Annotated in this window: 13 protein-coding genes; 8 read left to right on the top strand and 5 right to left on the bottom strand. The window is 68.4% G+C overall.

Features of this window, described 5'->3' with window-relative positions; all coding sequences use genetic code 11:
* Window positions 1–2 precede the first annotated feature (2 nt).
* Window positions 3–1487 carry a PAS domain-containing sensor histidine kinase gene (locus tag FFS56_RS01880; protein ID WP_046749481.1) on the top strand — a complete coding sequence of 495 codons (1485 nt, stop codon included), beginning with the start codon at window positions 3–5 and terminating at the stop codon, window positions 1485–1487.
* Window positions 1488–1550: 63 nt separating this feature from the next.
* Here the strand turns inward: FFS56_RS01880 and FFS56_RS01875 are convergent, their stop codons facing one another.
* A complete protein-coding gene (locus tag FFS56_RS01875) occupies window positions 1551–1799 on the bottom strand; it encodes a WhiB family transcriptional regulator (RefSeq protein ID WP_017203224.1) in 249 nt (82 codons plus the stop codon).
* Window positions 1800–2029: 230 nt separating this feature from the next.
* Here FFS56_RS01875 and FFS56_RS01870 point away from each other — a divergent pair, with 230 nt between their 5' ends.
* Entirely contained in the window at window positions 2030–2416 is a 387-nt protein-coding gene (locus FFS56_RS01870; protein ID WP_231589744.1) for a hypothetical protein, read from the top strand.
* Between the two features lie 54 nt (window positions 2417–2470).
* On the opposite strand, the gene bcp is transcribed toward FFS56_RS01870, so the two are convergent.
* Genes bcp through aroA form a run of 3 tightly spaced genes read right to left on the bottom strand, consistent with a single transcriptional unit; the run spans window position 2471 to window position 5343 of the window.
* Window positions 2471–2944 carry a thioredoxin-dependent thiol peroxidase gene (bcp, locus tag FFS56_RS01865; protein ID WP_046749479.1) on the bottom strand — a complete coding sequence of 158 codons (474 nt, stop codon included), beginning with the start codon at window positions 2942–2944 and terminating at the stop codon, window positions 2471–2473.
* Window positions 2945–2953: 9 nt separating this feature from the next.
* Window positions 2954–4024 (bottom strand): ribosome small subunit-dependent GTPase A, encoded by a 1071-nt coding sequence (gene rsgA, locus FFS56_RS01860; RefSeq protein ID WP_127012344.1) that lies wholly within the window; start codon window positions 4022–4024, stop codon window positions 2954–2956.
* Window positions 4025–4026: 2 nt separating this feature from the next.
* On the bottom strand, window positions 4027–5343 hold the full coding sequence (gene aroA, locus FFS56_RS01855; RefSeq protein ID WP_127012343.1) for a 3-phosphoshikimate 1-carboxyvinyltransferase: 1317 nt from the start codon (window positions 5341–5343) through the stop codon (window positions 4027–4029).
* A gap of 129 nt (window positions 5344–5472) precedes the next feature.
* Here aroA and FFS56_RS01850 point away from each other — a divergent pair, with 129 nt between their 5' ends.
* Genes FFS56_RS01850 through FFS56_RS01840 form a run of 3 tightly spaced genes read left to right on the top strand, consistent with a single transcriptional unit; the run spans window position 5473 to window position 7661 of the window.
* On the top strand, window positions 5473–6078 hold the full coding sequence (locus FFS56_RS01850) for a sigma-70 family RNA polymerase sigma factor (protein WP_227751106.1): 606 nt from the start codon (window positions 5473–5475) through the stop codon (window positions 6076–6078).
* Window positions 6075–6320 (top strand): zf-HC2 domain-containing protein, encoded by a 246-nt coding sequence (locus FFS56_RS01845; RefSeq protein ID WP_046749475.1) that lies wholly within the window; start codon window positions 6075–6077, stop codon window positions 6318–6320. Before FFS56_RS01850 ends, FFS56_RS01845 begins: the two co-directional genes overlap by 4 nt.
* A gap of 33 nt (window positions 6321–6353) precedes the next feature.
* Window positions 6354–7661 carry a GNAT family N-acetyltransferase gene (locus FFS56_RS01840; protein ID WP_127012342.1) on the top strand — a complete coding sequence of 436 codons (1308 nt, stop codon included), beginning with the start codon at window positions 6354–6356 and terminating at the stop codon, window positions 7659–7661.
* A gap of 57 nt (window positions 7662–7718) precedes the next feature.
* On the opposite strand, the gene FFS56_RS01835 is transcribed toward FFS56_RS01840, so the two are convergent.
* Window positions 7719–11405: a multifunctional oxoglutarate decarboxylase/oxoglutarate dehydrogenase thiamine pyrophosphate-binding subunit/dihydrolipoyllysine-residue succinyltransferase subunit gene (locus tag FFS56_RS01835; protein ID WP_046749473.1), complete on the bottom strand. Its 3687-nt coding sequence runs from the start codon at window positions 11403–11405 to the stop codon at window positions 7719–7721.
* 160 nt (window positions 11406–11565) lie between these two features.
* Here FFS56_RS01835 and FFS56_RS01830 point away from each other — a divergent pair, with 160 nt between their 5' ends.
* From FFS56_RS01830 to FFS56_RS01820, 3 genes are all read left to right on the top strand, one after another.
* Window positions 11566–13020 carry a GuaB1 family IMP dehydrogenase-related protein gene (locus FFS56_RS01830; RefSeq protein ID WP_058631356.1) on the top strand — a complete coding sequence of 485 codons (1455 nt, stop codon included), beginning with the start codon at window positions 11566–11568 and terminating at the stop codon, window positions 13018–13020.
* Window positions 13021–13133: 113 nt separating this feature from the next.
* Window positions 13134–14450, top strand: coding sequence for a hemolysin family protein (locus FFS56_RS01825; RefSeq protein ID WP_058631355.1), 1317 nt, complete (start codon window positions 13134–13136; stop codon window positions 14448–14450).
* A complete protein-coding gene (locus FFS56_RS01820; protein ID WP_127012341.1) occupies window positions 14447–15508 on the top strand; it encodes a hemolysin family protein in 1062 nt (353 codons plus the stop codon). Before FFS56_RS01825 ends, FFS56_RS01820 begins: the two co-directional genes overlap by 4 nt.
* Window positions 15509–15515: the final 7 nt, after the last annotated feature.

Here is a 15515-nt window from a genome sequence, read left to right as displayed (position 1 = left end):
AGGTGTCAACCCTCAGTGATCTCGCCCATGCCCAGGGGCGCCTGAACGACAGCGATGTCGAATGGCTCCACCGACTCGCCGGCGACGGTCAGCTTCTCGCAGACCTCGCCTCTGCCGACATCGTGATCTGGATCCAGACCGAGGACGGGTCGTTCATCGCCGTCGCGCATGCCCGGCCCAGCGGTGCGGCCACGCTCTTCTATCGCGACATCGTGGGAGAGCGGGTGCGGCCCCAGTGGCGCACCCAGGTGCAGGGGGCATTCGAGTCCGCCGAGATCGTCGATTCCTCCTCGCCCGATTGGTTCGAGGAGACACCGACGAGGGTGCGAGCGGTGCCGATCGTCACCGTGAAGCGCGGAGCTGACGCCCAGTCCACTGTGATCGGGGTCGTCACCCGCCACACGAACCTCGGCGAGGTGCGCACGCCCTCGCGACAGCAGATCACGTTCGACGAGTGCGCGAACGATCTGTTCCGCATGATCGCCGACGGCAGCTTCCCTGACCTGACGGCCCCCACCTCGCCCCGCCGAGGAGCCCCTCGCGCCTCCGACGGCCTCATCCGCATCGATGTCGACGGGATCACGACCTTCGCCAGCCCGAACGCGCTCTCCGCATTCAACCGGATGGGCTTCGACGATGAGCTCGAGGGGGAATCGCTGGCCGAGGTCACCACCCGACTCGTCCCGCCCTCCCGCCAGGTCGACGAGTCGCTGCCCGTGGTCGTCACGGGGCGCGCTCCGTGGCGCACGGACATCGAGGCCCGCGGCGTGACGGTATCCCTGCGCGCCATCCCCCTCAAGGACCATGGCACGCGCATCGGCGCCATCGTGCTGTGCCGTGATGTGTCGGAGCTCCGCCATCAGGAGCAGGAGCTCATCACGAAGGACGCCACGATCCGCGAGATCCATCACCGGGTCAAGAACAATCTGCAGACCGTGGCCTCGCTCCTGCGCATCCAGGCTCGCCGCACGCACTCCGACGAGGCACGCGACGCCTTGACGCAGGCCATGCGCCGCGTGGACGCGATCGCCGTGGTGCACGACACCCTCGCTCAGGGCCTCACCCAGAAGGTCGATTTCGACGAGGTCTTCCACCGTGTGCTCAAGCTCGTCGCCGAGGTCGCCTCCGCGCCGAACACCCGGGCACGGACGCAGTCGACCGGGCGGTTCGGAGTCCTGCCGAGCGAGTACGCGACCCCGCTCGCGCTCGCACTGACGGAGGTCGTCACGAACGCGGTCGAGCATGGGCTCGCCGGCCAGGAGGGTGTCGTGACGATCGACGCGAAGCGCACAGAGGACAACCTCCGTGTCACGGTGCGCGACACCGGCCTCGGTCTGCCGGAAGGGCGGATCGGTCAGGGGCTCGGCACGCAGATCATCCGCACCCTGATCCAGGGCGAGCTCGGCGGCACCATCGAGTGGCACGGGAGCGACGGCGACGGCACCGAGGTGGTCATCGACATCCCGCTGCGCTGGCTGGAACGCTGAGCGCAGCAGGGTCCGGACAGACGGAAGCGGCCTGAGGGTCGATCTCAGGCCGCTTCCGGAAGTTCAGGAGGCGCGGCGTGCGCGGGCGGCGCGACGCTTGAGAGCGCGGCGCTCGTCCTCGGAGAGGCCGCCCCAGACGCCGGAGTCCTGGCTGGTCTCCAGGGCGTACTGCAAGCAGATCTCGGTGACCGTGCAGGTGGCGCAGACGGTCTTCGCCTTCTCGATCTGATCGACGGCCGGGCCGGTGTTCCCCACGGGGAAGAAAAGCTCGGGGTCGACAGTCAGGCAGGCGGCCTTATCGCGCCAGTCCATGGGGGCTCCTCGGTGTGGATTTCATGAGATGTCGCGATGCGACCTCTCGGATTCGGGTAGTAGTTCGGGTTCCGCTACCCTGTTGAGATGCGGACGGAATGCCCGCGAATTGTGATGCGAGCGTGAACGCTCGCCCCACGCCGCTGTGGGAGCACATGACTTTCTCTATTCTGTTACATGAAAACCGTGAAATCAAGGGTTTTCTCCTCATTCGATCCATGGGAGACACCGTGCGCGCACCCGGAATCGCCCTCGCGGCAGCAGCCGTCCTCGCTCTCGAGGCAGTGGCGCTCCTGGTCTTCGCGGTGATCGAACTCGCCGGCCTCGGTGCGGGTGACGCGGCCTCTCTCCCGACCGCCCTCGCGCTCATCGTGCTCACGCTGATCGGTGCCGCAGCCCTCGTCGCCTTCGCGGTGGGCACGCGCTCCGGGAAGTCCTGGGCGCGATCAGGGGGAGTGGTCTTCCAGGTGCTCGCCGTGGCGCTCGCGCTGGCTTCTCTCACGCTGCAGCCGATCTCCTGGCCGTTCACGCTCGGAGTCGGGCTCCCCGGCCTGGTCGGCTTCGCGCTGCTGATCACGAGCGCCCGTCGCGAAGGGCCGCAGCGCGCGGCGGAGTGAGCTCGGAGCTCGGAGCTCGGATCTCCGAGGCTCGGGAGGTGCCTACGGGGCAGGTCAGGCGTCGATGCCGAGCTGTTTGCGCAGACGCGCGACGTGGCCGGTGGCCTTGACGTTGTACTGCGCGAGCACGATCGTGCCGTCCTCGTCGAGGACGAAGGTCGAGCGGATGACGCCTTCGACGAGCTTGCCGTAGTTCATCTTCTCTCCCCACGCACCGTACGCGGAGTGGACCGCGTGATCGGGGTCGCTGAGGAGCGGGAAGGTGAGGGCGTCGCGCTCGCGGAACTTCGTCAGCGTCGCGGGGTCGTCACGCGAGATGCCGACCACGCGGTAGCCGGCGCCCTGGAGGGAAGAGATGCTGTCGCGGAAGTCGCAGGCCTCGGTGGTGCATCCGGGGGTCATCGCCGCCGGGTAGAAGTACAGCACGGTCTTCTGGCCGCGCAGATCCTTGAGGCGGACGGTGTTCCCGTCCTGGTCGAGGAGTGAGAAGTCGGGGGCGGCGGTTCCTGGTTCGAGGCGCTGGGTCACGCCTCCAGCCTAACGCCCGGGCGTCTGCTCCGCCTTGTCTGCGAACGTTTGCAGCAGCCGCTGCAGAGAGTCGAGTCGCGCACGACCGGTCTCTCCCAGCTCCCCTCGTTCCGCCGCCTCGATGAGCGCGCAGTCGGGGGCATCGGCCAGATGAGTGCAGCCGCGGGGGCAGTCCTCGGCGATCGTCGCGAGCTCGGTGAAGGCCGCGAGGATGTTGGCCGGATCGACATGGCCGAGTCCGAACGAGCGCACCCCAGGGGTGTCGATCACCCAGCCGGTGCCACCCGCTCCCTGGTAACGCAGGGACACGGTCGACGACGACGTGTGGCGTCCGCGTCCTGTCACCTGATTCACGTGTCCCGTGGCGCGCAGCGCTGTGGGGACGAGTGCATTGACGAGTGTCGACTTGCCGACTCCGGAGTGTCCGACGAACACCGTGGAGTGACCGATGAGAGCCTCGCCGATCTCCTCGACGGGCATCTCGTCCTGGGAACTCGTGAAGACCCGAAGGTCCAGCCCCTCGAAATGCGTGAGGAACTCGGTCGGGTCGGCGATGTCGGTCTTCGTGACGACGAGAAGGGGGCGGATGCCGGCGTCGAGTGCTGCCACGAGATAGCGATCGACCAGGCGCGCACGGGGTTCGGGGTCGGCGGCCGCGACGACGATGAGCATCTGGTCCGCGTTGGCGACGATCACCCGCTCGACCTGGTCCGTGTCGTCCGCGCTGCGTCGGAGAAGCGAGGTCCGCTCCACGATGCCGACGATACGGGCGAGGGTGCCATCGTCTCCCGAGGTGTCGCCGACCACTCGGGCCTGGTCGCCCGTGACGATGGGTGTTCGGCGCAGCTCGCGCGCACGTGTGGAGGTGATCGTGCGCTCCTCCGCCGTGTCCTCCCCGAGCAGGACGGAGTAGCGACCCCGATCCACACCGAGCACTCGCCCCACCTGCGCGTCCTCGTGCGCGGGACGGCGCTTCGTGCGCGGCCGGTTGGCTTTGGGGTTCGGGCGGGTGCGGATGCTGCTCTCGTCGAAGTCCTCGAAGTCGTCTTCGAGGTCGTCGGCGTCGTCGAGCCAGCTCACCGTCAGCCCCGCAGCATCCGCTCCCAGAGCATCGTGAACTCCGGGAGGGTCTTCGCAGTGGTGCCGATGTCGTCGATCTCCACATCGGGGACACGGAGACCGATGAGCGCGCCGGTCGTTGCCATGCGGTGGTCGTGGTGCGCAGCCCAGCGTCCGCCGTGCAGTGGGCGCGGGATGATGCGGAGTCCGTCCGGCAGTTCCTCGGCCTCGCCGCCGAGGGCACGCAGGTTCCCGATCAGCGCGGCGATTCGATCGGTCTCGTGCAGACGGATGTGCCCGATGCCGCGGATCGTCGTCGGGGAGTCCGCGAAGGCGGCGAGGCCGACCAGTGTCGGGGTGAGCTCGCTCGCCGCCGAGAGATCGAGGTCGAGACCGCGGATGCCGGAGCCCGCGCGCACCGTGAGCGTTCCGCCGTGCCGCCCGACGTGAGCTCCGGTCGCCTGGAGGATCTCCGGCAGGAGGGCGCCCGGTTGGGTGGAGTGCGGAGGCCAGCCCGTGATCGACACGGATCCACCGGTGACGAGCGCGGCGGCGAGGAACGGTGCGGCGTTCGAGAGATCGGGTTCGATCGCGATCTCCTTGGCGCGGGGGACGCCCGCCTCGACGAGCCATTCGCCGACGGCTGGGCGCTCGATGCGAATGCCTCGGCGGCTGAGAGCCTCGATGGTCATGTCGATGTGCGGAAGGCTCGGCAGGTGCTCGCCGGTGTGGACGAGGTGCAGTCCCACGTCGAAACGCGGAGCGGCGAGGAGGAGCCCGGAGACGAACTGGCTCGACGCGGAGGCATCGATCTCGATGCGACCCCCGCGGATGCGCCCGTGGCCGCGGATCGTGAACGGAAGAGCCCAGGTGCCCTCGTCGTCGATGTCGACTCCGAGGTCGCGCAGCGCGCTGATGAGGCCCCCCATCGGCCGATGGAGGGCGGTCTCGTGCGCGGTGAGATGCACGTCGTTCTCGGCGAGTCCGGCCAGCGGAGCGATGAAGCGCATGACGGTGCCGGCCTGCCCGCAGTCGATCGTGGTGCCGCCGTCGAGTCTCGCAGGGGTGACGACGAGGTCGGGCCCGAACTCATGACCGGCATCCACCTCCTCGATGCCCACCCCGAGGGCACGCAGCGCGTCGACCATGCGCGCGGAGTCGTCGGAGTGCAGAGGGGCGATCAGGCGGCCGGGACCGTCGGCGATCGCGGCGATGATCAACTCGCGGTTCGTCAGCGACTTCGAACCGGGGATCGTGAGCTCGGCGTGCACGGGCACGTCGGTCGAGGGCGCGGTGTAGGCGCCCTGCACGCGGGAGGGGGAATACCTGTTGGCGCTCATCGGTTCTCACCTTAGTAAACGCAGGGAGCTTCGTCGCGAACGACAGGCTCCCACCCCACCGAAGGAGCGAGTATGACGGCGACGTTGGAGCGCGAGGTGATCGACCTCAGCGGCCTAGACTGGCCGGTGATGGATGACACCGCAACCGCAGACACCGTCGGCGACCCTCGGCGCGAGTTCGAAGAGCAGGCGCTCCCGTTCATGGACCAGCTCTACGCCGCCGCGATGCGTATGACGCGCAATCCCGCCGACGCCGCAGACCTCGTGCAGGAGACCTTCGTCAAGGCCTATGGGTCCTGGGCGACGTTCTCGCAGGGTACGAACCTCAAGGCGTGGCTCTACCGGATCCTCACGAACACCTACATCAACATCTACCGCAAGCGTCAGCGGGAGCCGTTCCAGGGCACGATCGACGAGCTCGAAGACTGGCAGCTGGGCGGAGCGGAGTCGACGACGGCGTCGCACAGCCGGTCGGCCGAGGCGGAGGCCATCGACCGGATGCCCGCCTCCGTCGTCAAGGACGCGCTGCAGGCCGTGCCGGAGGACTTCCGTCTCGCGGTCTATCTCGCGGATGTCGAGGGTTTCGCATATCAGGAGATCGCCGACATCATGAAGACCCCCATCGGCACCGTCATGAGCCGTCTGCACCGTGGCAGGCGGATGCTGCGGGAGCTGCTGGCAGATTACGCCGCTGAGCGGGGCATCGCCGCGGCCGAGACGAGGAGCAAGAAATGAGTGACTGCGGCTGCGACAAAGCCCGTCAGGATCTGGAGGAGTACCTCCGCAACGAGGTGTGCAAGACCGAGCACACCGAGATCCGCGAGCATCTGGAGAACTGCCCGTCCTGTCGGGATGAGGCTCTCGTCGCTACCACCCTCACCGATGTGATCGCGCGGGCCTGCAAGGAGACCGCACCCGAGGAGCTGCGCGACCAGGTGTTCGCGCGGCTGCGGGCAGTGCAGGCAGCCCAGCACTGACTCCGGGTCGGATGGCGTCGGTAGTGTGGGTGGATGACCTCCATCGATGCGAGAGACGTACCCGCTGACACCACCTCGAGGGAACGACTGGCCGGAGCCGGTCTCGACTATCGCGTCGTCGATCTGAGCGACGACCCGAAGGCATCGGCATTCGAGCGCGCGGTCGACCGGGGGTTCCTCGGGCCTGAGCCGAGCACCGAGATGATCGCCCAGGTGCGCAAGACCTTCGCCGAACGGCGGAACGTCGGGGTGTACGAGCAGGGCGCCGTCGATGCCGACCTTCCCGTCGCGACCATCAACGGCTGGGTGACGCCGCTCACCGTTTCCGGTGGGCGTGAGATCGACATGTGGGCCATCAGCGTGGTGACGGTGTCGGCGACGCATCGACGCCGCGGGATAGCCAGGGCGCTTCTCGAAGGAGAGCTTCGCGCTGCGGCAGCCTCCGGTGTGCCCATCGCCGGCCTCACGGTGTCGGAGGCGACGATCTACGGTCGCTACGGCTTTGGCTCCGCGATCCCGGTCGCGCGTCACACGGTCGACACCCGCCGCGCCGGCTGGAGCGGCCCGACCCCGCTCGGCACCCTCGAGTACGTCGACCGGGAGACCCTCGCTGCAGACCTCGGCACGGTCCACGAACGTGCACGGGGGAGGGCCGCGGGGCAGATCCCGGGCTGGCAAGGTCGATGGGAGGGGTACGCGGGCGTGTCTCCCACCCCGGACCGCGACCAGGCACGTGGGGTGCGTTATCGGGACGAAGACGGCGTGCTGCGTGGCGTCATGGCCTACACCGTCGGTGAGGCCGCCGGCACCTTCCGGTTCCGGATGGACGTGCGCCTGCTGGTCGCCGAGACGACGGACGCGCGCACGGCGCTCTGGCGCTTCGCTCTGCAGCACGATCTCGTCGACGAGGTGGTCGCCGACCTCCGCCCGGTCGACGACCCGCTGCCATGGCTCGTGCACGACACCCGCGGCGTGAAGCAGGAGGTGCACGACCACGGCTGGCTGCGCGTGCTCGACATCCCCGCCGCGCTGACCGCCCGTCGATACTCGGCGCCGATCGACACCGTCATCCGCGTGGAAGACTCCCTCGGCTTCGCGAACGGCGACTGGCGCCTGCACGTGAACGACTCCGGCGTCGCGACCGTCGATCCGGTGACCGACTCCGCGACAGACGTCGATGTCACGCTCGATGTCTCCGCGCTATCCGCCCTGTATGCGGGAGGGGTCCGCGCTGCGACGCTGCACGGTGCAGGCCGCATCGCCGCCGATGCCGCTGCGGTCGAGGCCCTCGACCGAGCCTTCATCACCTTCCCCGCGCCGTCTCTCGACATCTGGTATTGAGTCCGCACGAGAAGGGGCGCCGCGACCTGAGTCGCGGCGCCCCTTTCGTGCAGACGATCAGCCGAGTGTGACGGCTGCCTGGATCAGCGCAGCCTGCTCTGCCGCGTGGACCTTCGAGGATCCCGTCGCCGGCGAGGCCGAAGCCGGGCGCGAGACCGGACGGAACGAACGGTCTCCCGGCACGTCGGCGAAAGCGAGCGCGAGGAAGGGCCATGCGCCCTGGTTCTCCGGCTCCTCCTGCACCCACACCAGCTCGGCGTTCGGGTAGGAATCGGTGATGGCCTTGAGGCCGTCGATCGGAGTCGGGTACAGCTGCTCGAGCCGGACCAGCGCGACCGCGGGGTTCGGGTTCTTCTCGAGCTCGGCCCGCAGGTCCCAGTGCACCTTGCCCGAGTGCACCAGCACGCGCTTGACGGCGGCGCGGTCGAGACCGCGGTCGTCGTCGAGCACAGGTTCGAACCGGCCCTGGGTGAAGGCCTCGACCGGGCTGGTCGCTCCACGCAGACGCAGCATGGCCTTCGGGGTGAACACGATCAACGGCTTGCGCGGACGGGCATAGGCCTGGCGACGCAGCAGGTGGAAGTACGAGGCCGGAGTCGACGGGCGCGAAACGATCATGTTGTCCTGCGCGCACATCTGCAGGAACCGCTCGATGCGCGCAGAGGAGTGATCCGGTCCCTGACCCTCGTAGCCGTGGGGGAGGAGCAGGGTCACACTGGACTGCTGCCCCCACTTCTGCTCGGCCGCCGAGATGTACTCGTCGATGACGGACTGAGCGCCGTTGACGAAGTCGCCGAACTGCGCCTCCCAGAGCACGAGCGCCTCGGGGGCTTCGACCGAGTAGCCGTACTCGAAGCCGAGAGCCGCGTACTCGCTCAGCAGCGAGTCGTAGACGAAGAAGCGTCCCTGGGCGTCGGAGAGGTTCGACAGCGGCAGCCATTCCTGACCGTTCGCGCGGTCGTGCAGGGTCGCGTGCCGCTGCACGAACGTGCCGCGCCGCGCATCCTGCCCGGCCAGACGAACCGGGGTGCCCTCAACGAGGAGCGAGCCGAAGGCGAGCAGCTCGCCGAAGCCCCAGTCGATGGCGCCGTTGCGGCTCATGTCGAGGCGCTTCTCGAGCAGCTGCTGGATCTTCGGGTGCACCGTGAAGCCCTCTGGCTTGTTCACGAAGGCATCGCCGATCATCTGGATGACCTCGCTCGGCACGCCGGTGACCTCCGGTGCGCCGACCTGGTCCTCGACGGGCGGCGTCTCCGGCGCGACGGGGAGGGCGCCGGTCTCGGCCGCGTGCGTCTCGGCGAAGGCGATCTCCAGTCGGTTCTGGAAGTCGGCCTTGGCCTCGTCGTACTCCTGCTCGGTGATGTCACCTCGGCCGACGAGCGACTCGGTGTACAGCCGCCGGACGGAGCGCTTCGCCTGGATGAGGTCGGTCATCAGAGGCTGCGTCATCGAGGGGTCGTCTCCCTCGTTGTGGCCGCGTCGGCGGTAGCAGACCAGGTCGATCACGACATCGCGGTGGAAGCGCTCGCGGTACTCGAAGGCGAGCTGCGCGACGTGGATGACCGCCTCCGGGTCGTCGCCGTTCACGTGGAAGACCGGGGCCTGGATGGTCTTGGCCACGTCGGTCGAGTAGATCGAGGTGCGGCCGTCGTTCGGGGTGGTGGTGAAACCGACCTGGTTGTTCACCACCACGTGGATCGTGCCACCCGTGCGGTAGCCGCGCAGCTGCGACATCTGCAGGGTCTCGACCACGACACCCTGCCCGGCGAACGCGGCGTCGCCGTGCACGAGGATGGGCAGCCACGCGAACGTGCCGATGGGCTTGCGGTCCTGCTTAGCGCGGACGATGCCCTCCAGCACGCCGTCGACCGTCTCGAGGTGCGAGGGGTTGGCGGCGAGGTAGACGGGGAGCTCCGACTTGTCATCGGCGACGAAGGTGCCCTCGGTCCCGAGGTGGTACTTCACGTCACCGGATCCGCGCTGGTTGCCCGGCGTCTGCGTGCCCTCGAACTCACGGAAGACCTGACCATACGTCTTTCCGGCGATGTTGGTGAGCACGTTCAGGCGGCCGCGGTGGGCCATGCCGATCGCAGCCCCTTCGAGGCCTGCCGTGGCCGCGCCCTGCAGGATCTCGTCGAGCAGCGGGATCAGCGACTCGCCGCCCTCGAGGGAGAAGCGCTTCTGGCCGACGAACTTGGTCTGCAGGAAGGTCTCGAACGCCTCGGCCTCGTTGAGCTTGCGGAGGACCCGCAGCTGCTCGTCGTGGCCGGGCTTCTGGTACTTGACCTCGACCTTCTCCTGGAACCAGCGGCGCTGCTCCGGGTCCTGGATGTGCATGTACTCGATGCCCAGCGTGCGGCAGTACGAGTCGCGCAGCACGCCGAGGATGTCGCGGAGCTTCGCGATGCGTCGTCCGCCGAAACCGCCGGTGACGAACTCGCGGTCGAGGTCCCAGAAGGTGAGGCCGTGGCTCTCGATCTCCAGGTCCGGGTGCGAACGCTGCACGTACTCGAGCGGGTCGATGTCGGCCATCAGGTGACCGCGCACACGGAACGAGTTGATGAGCTCCTGCACGCGGGACTGCTTGTCGACGCGCTCGGCGAGATCGACCGCGATGTCGGGGTTCCACCGGATCGGTGCGTAGGGGATGCGGAGCGCCGCGAAGATGTCGTCGTAGAAGCCGCGCTGGCCGATGAGCAGCTCGTGCACCTTCTTCAGGAACTCGCCGGAGCCGGCTCCCTGGATGACACGGTGGTCGTAGGTGCTCGTGAGCGTGATCGTCTTGCCGATCGCCAGCTCGTTGAGCGTCTTCTCGCTCGCGCCCTGGAACTCGGCCGGGTACTCGAGGGCGCCGGCGCCGATGATGCAGCCCTGGCCCTTCATGAGACGCGGCACCGAGTGCACGGTTCCGATTCCGCCGGGGTTGGTGAGCGACACCGTGGTGCCCTGGAAGTCGGCGGCGGTCAGCTTGTTGCCTCGTGCACGCGTGACCAGGTCTTCGTACGCGGAGAGGTACTCGGTGAAGGTCAGGGTGTCGGCGCGCTTGATGCTGGGCACCATGAGGGCGCGCGTGCCGTCGGGCTTGGGCAGGTCGATCGCGATGCCCAGGTTGACGTGCGCCGGTGCGACCACCGAGGGCTTGCCGTCGACCTCTGCGTAGAACACGTTCTGGCTGCGGAACTCGTCGAGGGTGCGGATGAGCGCCCAGCCGATGAGGTGCGTGAAGCTGACCTTGCCGCCGCGGGTGCGAGCCATGTGGTTGTTGATGACGATGCGGTTGTCGATCATCAGCTTCGCGGGCACGGTGCGCACGCTCGTGGCGGTCGGCACGGTGAGCGACTCGTCCATGTTCGCCGCGAGGGTCTTCGGCAGACCGCGCAGCGGTGTGACCTTGTCCTCTTCGGCGGGAGCGGGAGCCTCCTTGGACTCCGACTTCGCGGCGGGCTTCGGGGCCTGGGCGGGGATGGGGGCGGCTGCGGCGGGCTTGGCGGTGGTGCGCGCGACGGGCTGGGAGCCGATCACGGGGATCGGTGCCGTCACGGGGTGCGCAGCCTGGGCCGGTGCGTCGGACGCTGCGGCGGGAGCAGCGGACGCCGTCTCGGAGTGGTACTTCTCCAGGATGGGCCACCACTCCTTGTCGACGGAGTCGCGGTTCACCTTGAACTGCTCGTAGAGCTCTTCAACGAGCCAGGAATTGGCTCCGAACCCCCCGTCGCCGTTGACGCCGGTCACCTGGTTCGACACTCTCGATCGCCCTCTTTCATCGCTGAAGCTCTCTGGTGCGGACGTCGACGCAGGATGCGTTCGGGCCCGCACACTCTCGACCAACAAGCCTAACGTGTTTCCCTTGGGGAATCGTCGAAGCCGAGCGCCCACCGCGTCGCGATCTGGGTACCGTGGAACCATGAAGTTCTCTGGAGCGCAGCCGACCGTCGATCTGACCTACTCCGACGTCTTCCTGGTACCCCGCAGATCCGCGGTCACCAGCCGTCTCCAGGTCGATCTCGCGCCGCAGGACGGCACGCCGGCGACGCTGCCTTTGGTCGCGGCCAACATGAACTCCGTGACGGGTCCGCGCATCGCCGCTGTACTCGCTCGGCGTGGCGCCCTCGGGGTGCTGCCGCAGGACCTGCCTCTGCAGGAACTCGATGCCGCGATCCGTGAGGTGAAGTCGCAGCCCGTGCTCTGGGACACGCCGATCGTGCTGCCCCCGGAAGCCTCGGCTGCTGACGCGCTCCGCCTGCTGCCGGCGACCAGCGGTCACGGCATCGTCGTCGCCCGTGGCGCTGCCCCCATCGACGTCGGCCGGATCCTCGGCATCCTGCCCGCGACCAGGCTGGCGACCGCGCTCCCCGATGCGCAGCTGGGTGACCTGGTGCATCGCGGCACGCCATCGATCGACGCGGACGACATCGGCTCTGAGCGGCACGCGTTCGACGTCATCACCGACGCGGGCGTCGAGATGGTCACCGTCGTGCACCACGGGCACCTCGTCGGCACACTGAGCGCCCGCAGCGCGCTTCGTTCGACGCTGTACCGTCCGGCCGTCGACGCCGACGGGCGCCTCGCCGTCGCCGCCGCGGTCGGCATTAACGGCGACGTCGCGGCCAAGGCCAAGGCCCTCGCCGCCGCCGGCGTCGACGTGCTGGTGGTGGACACCGCCCACGGACACCAGGAGGGCATGCTGCGAGCGCTGCGGGCCGTCGCCGAGCTCGACCTCGGTCTTCCCGTCGTCGCGGGCAACATCGTCACCGCGGAGGGCGTGGCCGACCTGGTCGACGCCGGTGCGTCGATCCTCAAGGTCGGCGTGGGTCCCGGCGCGATGTGCACCACCCGCATGATGACCGCGGTCGGCCGCCCGCAGTTCTCCGCTGTGCTCGAGACGGCACAGGCGGCGCGGGAGCTCGGCGCGCACGTCTGGGCAGACGGGGGAGTGCGCTACCCCCGCGATGTCGCCCTGGCCCTCGCCGCAGGTGCCGCCTCCGTCATGGTCGGTTCGTGGTTCGCGGGAACGATCGAAGCGCCGGGCGAGTTGCAGCGCGATGCGGAAGGGCGCCTGTTCAAGGAGTCGTGGGGCATGGCGTCGACCAAGGCGGTCCAGGCCCGCTTCGGCAGGCTCGACGCCTACGAGCGTGCGCGCAAGGAGCTGTTCGCTGAGGGGATCTCGTCATCGAAGATCTACCTCGACCCGCTCCGGCCCGGCGTCGAGGATCTCCTCGACATGATCACCTCGGGGGTGCGATCCTCGTTCACCTACGCCGGGGCTGCATCCGTCCCGGAGTTCCATGACCGCGCCGTCGTGGGTCTGCAGTCGGCGGCCGGCTACGAAGAGGGCAAGGCGCTTCCGGTCAGCTGGTGATCGTTGCGCGCATACACGGTCGCGTTGGGTACAATCGTCGGCATAATGGACGACCCTCCCAGTTGTAGAACATCGCCCCACTGTCCGCCTCTCTCACAGGAGAGGAACCTCTGATGGACTACATCATGTTGGGCGTGGGGCTCCTGCTCACGGTCGGCACCGGCCTCTTCGTCGCCAGCGAGTTCGCCCTGGTGAACCTCGATCGCGCGGAACTCGAGGCCAGGCAGGCGAGAGGCGAGTCGCGGCTCTCCCTCACCATCAGCGCCCTCAAGCACACGTCGACCCATCTCTCCGCTGCGCAGCTCGGGATCACGCTGACGACCCTGCTCACCGGGTACACGATGGAGCCGGCGCTGTCGAACCTGCTGCGTCCGACGTTCATCGCCTGGAGCATCCCCGAGGCGGCCGTCACCCCGATCGCGACCATCGTGGCGATGCTGGTGGCGACGGTGCTCTCGATGATCCTCGGCGAGCTCGTCCCGAAGAACTTCGCCCTCGCGCTGCCTCTGGCCACTGCGAAGCTCGTGGTCCCGTTCCAGATCGCCTTCACGACCGTGTTCAAGCCGGCCGTCGTGGTGCTCAACGGCAGCGCGAACGGCGTGCTGCGCAGCATGGGCATCGAGCCGAAGGAGGAGCTCTCGGGGGCCCGGAGCGCTGAGGAGCTCTCCTCTCTCGTGCGCCGTTCCGCCAGCGCCGGTCTGCTGGAAGCCGATACAGCGACGCTCCTCGACCGCACGCTCACCTTCGCCCGGCTGACCGCCGCCGATGTGATGACGGCGCGTCCGAGCATGCATGCGATCGCGGCCGGCGACTCCGCCGACGACGTCATCCAGCTCGCCCGACGCACCGGGCACAGCCGTTTCCCGGTGTACGACGACGACCTGGACGACATCACCGGTGTCGTCCACCTCAAGGCGGCCATCTCCGTGCCTCGAGAGCGTCGGACCGAGGTTCCTGCCGGCGCGTTGGCGACGGAACCGCTCCGGGTGCCGGAGACGGTGCACGTCGACGCCCTGATCGCCGAGCTGCGGGCACGCGGCTACCAACTGGCCGTCGTCGTCGACGAGTACGGCGGCACGGCCGGTCTGGTGACCCTCGAAGACCTGGTCGAAGAGCTCGTGGGCGAGGTCGCCGACGAGCACGATCGCACCAGGGCCGGAGTGATCCGCAACCGCGAGGGCATCACGTTCCCCGGGGAGCTCCGACCGGACGAGCTGCGTCGTCGCGCCGGCGTCGAGGTGCCGGAGGGCGACGTCTACGACACCGTCGGCGGCTACGTCATGAGCGTGCTCGAACGGGTTCCGTCGGTCGGCGACGAGGTCGAGCTCGACACCGGCACGCTCCAGGTCGTGCGCATGGACGGTCGGCGAGTCGATCGGGTGCGCTACGTGCCGAGACCGCTCGCTGTCGATGAGGAGGTGACCCGATGAGCGATTGGGGCGGACTCGCCTGGCTCGTCGTGCTCCTGGTCGCGAACGCGTTCTTCGTCGGCGGCGAGTTCGCCGTGATCTCGGCCAGAAGATCGCAGATCGAGCCGCGCGCGGATCAGGGTTCGCGTGCAGCGAAGACGGCCCTTTACGCGATGGAGCATGCCACTCTCATGCTCGCGACCTCGCAGCTCGGCATCACGATCTGCTCGCTGCTGATCCTCAACGTGTCGGAGCCGGCCATCCACCACCTGCTGTCGGTGCCGCTGCATGCGCTGGGGTGGCCGGACGGCGCCGTCGATGCCGTGTCGTTCACGGTCGCGCTGCTGGTCGTCTCGTTCCTGCACGTGGTGTTCGGTGAGATGGTGCCGAAGAACCTCGCCTTCTCAGTGCCGGACCGCGCTGTGCTGATCCTCGCCCCGCCGCTGGTCTGGGTGTCGAAGGTCTTCATGCCGGTGATCTGGGTGCTCAACGCGGCGGCGAACGGCGTGCTGCGCCTGTTCCGCGTCGAGCCGAAGAATGAAGCGGCATCCACGTTCACGCTCGAAGAGGTTGCGACCATCGTCAGCCAGTCGCGTCGCGAGGGCGTGCTCATGGACACGGCGGGAACCGTCGCCGCCGCCGTCGAGTTCACCGACAAGAAGGCCAGGGATGTCGCTGTGCCCTTGAGCGATCTGGTCACTCTTCCGCAGTCGGCGACGCCGGACGACATCGAGAAGGCGGTCGCCCGCTACGGGTTCTCGCGTTACGTGATCGTCGACGACGAGTCGGTTCCGATCGGCTACGTGCACCTCAAGGACATCCTGCGGGCGTCCGAGGGAGCGGACGCCGAGACCAAGATGATCCAGCCGGTCCCGGCCAAGCGTATCCACCACATGGTGCCCGTTCAGGAGAACACCGACCTCGAGGACGCCCTCGCGGTCATGCGCCGCGCGGGCCGGCACCTGGCCAAGGTGCGGGACGCGGAGGGGAACACCACCGCTGTCCTGTTCCTCGAGGACATCCTGGAGGAACTGGTCGGCGAGGTTCAGGACGCGACACGTCGCTTCCGCGGACGCTGATCCTCCA

The sequence above is a fragment of the Microbacterium sp. Beta genome (assembly GCF_005502545.1).
In the GTDB taxonomy this organism is placed as follows: domain Bacteria; phylum Actinomycetota; class Actinomycetes; order Actinomycetales; family Microbacteriaceae; genus Microbacterium; species Microbacterium oxydans.
Note: the sequence above shows the minus strand (reverse complement) of the source record. Positions and strands in the feature narration are given on the sequence as shown.